This window comes from Salicola sp. AFF1 (assembly GCF_056783195.1).
On sequence record NZ_JBXAYL010000076.1, the window covers coordinates 1 to 2,411 of the forward strand.

The 2,411-nt window shown below is 54.0% G+C and carries 2 protein-coding genes; both read right to left on the reverse strand.

The window, feature by feature from the left end; translation table 11 throughout:
* Positions 1–38: 38 nt before the first annotated feature.
* The gene (locus AC1RQI_RS16640) at positions 39–821 is read right to left on the reverse strand and encodes a TOTE conflict system archaeo-eukaryotic primase domain-containing protein (protein ID WP_481905731.1); all 783 of its coding nucleotides are present in this window, start codon (positions 819–821) and stop codon (positions 39–41) included.
* Between the two features lie 389 nt (positions 822–1,210).
* The gene (locus AC1RQI_RS16645; RefSeq protein WP_481905732.1) at positions 1,211–2,116 is read right to left on the reverse strand and encodes a tetratricopeptide repeat protein; all 906 of its coding nucleotides are present in this window, start codon (positions 2,114–2,116) and stop codon (positions 1,211–1,213) included.
* Positions 2,117–2,411: the final 295 nt, after the last annotated feature.

Consider the following 2,411-nt stretch of genomic DNA (forward strand, 5'->3'; position numbering starts at 1 on the left):
TCAACCGTTTCCTTTATCATTCAGTGAATAAAGGTTTATTATAAATCATGTTCGGCTACTTTTGAATCCCTTAGTATCTCCTGAAGCCGACCTGGTGAAATGGTTTTGTGTTGACTGAGCAGTGCCCATTGATCGGGGTGCGGGATCAGGTCGTCATCAACAAATACAGTGCATCCGCGGTTTCGGGCCTCATGCTGCAGAGGAAGGGCAATCAGATTCCCAAATCCACCTTCTGGCATGGTGTCTTGATTAGGGAACAAACGATCATAGGAGTCGAATGACAAGCTTGGATGAAGCTCCATGGCTTTATCCAGTAACTTGAGTCCCAGAGATCTGGCCGACCAGGCGGGGACGGCGTCCGAAAAGAAAATCCACAAATGAGCGCCAGCACCGGAACGCGAGATTTCGATGAGATACGGAATATCCTCGCCGCGACAAGCCTGCGCCAGTGCACGGACCTCTGCTTCCCAGTCTTCCTTGTCAAAATCCACGGCCAGTAAGTAACAGCAACTATCCGGAAGTAACGGATATAAGCCTGTGACATGCTTGCCAGCCAGGTGGTTGTACACCGCATTGAAATCCAGCGGTTTAAACTGTTGGTGTCGACATTCTCCACATTTGATCCTGGGTTTCTGGCAAATACCCGGAACCCACTCATTATCGCAGGCAATGGCATAGCCAGACCGGCCCCCTGAACCCTGCCAGCGAACTGCATGTATATCAGCACGACCGCGAAAAAGACTTTGAAAGAGCTCAACTTTTTGTGCCGGTGTCAGTTGTGGTGCAGCCGATCGACTTTCACCATGACGCAGCTCTCTCATCCGAGAAAGGAGAGTTGCCTTTTCTTGCTCAAGTTCAGCCAGTCTCAGCTCGATAGCGCTGATTTGGTCATCTTTACTGATACTGGCCTCCTCGGCGACGCACTGAGGTGGATGATAGTTTCGGAATGACCCATTCGTAGGAGGTCACCAGAGCCATTGAGCACGATGTCCATGCGGCTGACGTTTTGCTCCATGATTGGAACGCGCCTCTTTGGCGACTCCGGTTATCGGGGCACCCGGCACTGAGAAGCGCAAACAGCATCGGCTTCGCAATTTCGACTGACTCACCGCCCGGAGCCCCCGGTTTGGCCAGATACGATAGCTCCTGAAAGGCATAACATCGTTTATTGGCAATCGCCCTTATCCGCCGCGCGGATCGTCGTCGCCGCTTACCGGTTCTCAGCAGCCCAATCGCGAGCCAGTTTCTGGGCTTCAGCGACCTGCTCCGACGTCATGAGATCCGCCGCAACCTCACGATTTTCAGCTGCGTCGGGAAGACCTTGTGACGCTGCCAAATTGAACCACATGTGCGCCTGAATATAGTCCTGAAGGACGCCTTGGCCTTTGCCGTACATAAGCCCGAGATTGTTCTGGGCGCTGACATGGCCCTGTTCCGCCGCTTTCCGGTACCAGGCGACAGCCTGGGAGTCGTCTTGGGAGACCCCATCGCCATTTTCGTACATAGTTCCCAGATTGAACTGGGCGCGGGCGAGGCCCTCTTCAGCAGCTTTCCGATGCCAGGTCAGCGCCTTGGCAAAGTCCTGGGGAACGCCCCGGCCATTGGCGTACATAACCCCCAGATTGAACTGGGCTCTGGCAAAGCTTTGCTCTGCTGCTTTCCGGTACCACATTGCCGCCTTGGTATCGTCTTGAGGAACGCCCTGGCCAATATCATACATAGCTCCCAGATTGAACTGGGCAACGGCACTGCCCTGCTTCGCGGCTTTCCGGTACCAGGTCACCGCCTTGGCATAGTCCAAGGGAACGCCCCGGCCAGTGTCGTACATTTGCCCCAGATTGCTCTGGGCATCGACATGGCCCTGTCCAGCGGCTTTCCGGTACCAGGCCGCCGCCTTGGCATCGTCCTGAGGGACGCCCTCGCCAGTGTCGTACAAAAGCGCCAGAAAATACTGGGCGGAGGCCTCGCCCTGCTCCGCTAATGGCTCAAACTCCTGAAAAGCCGTTGCGTAGTCACTACTAAGAAAAGCTTCTAACCCTTTTTGATAATCCGCCGCTACCGCTATCGAGGTGACGCCTACGCTCAGAGCAAGCAACACCCCCCTTATTAAATTCATAACGTTCGCGCTCCTGAGCTTGTTTACCATAGACCCGCTTATTGGCAATCGGTCAGCTATTCGCCTCGCGAGCTACAGAGCTCGGAGTCTGCATTGAAATTACATTAAAGAAGCTACCCTGCTTACGCCCCCTGTTACAATCTCTCCGAACGGTACATCCCCGACCGATTATGCCAAGGGCTATCCCGCCAAGAGCTACTCATCACGCATCAATCTTTCTGAGTTATGGTGATTTCTGGTGTATGGAAGCAGGCTGAAGAGGTGGCGTATCCTGTTGGTTGATCTCCGCCAAGAT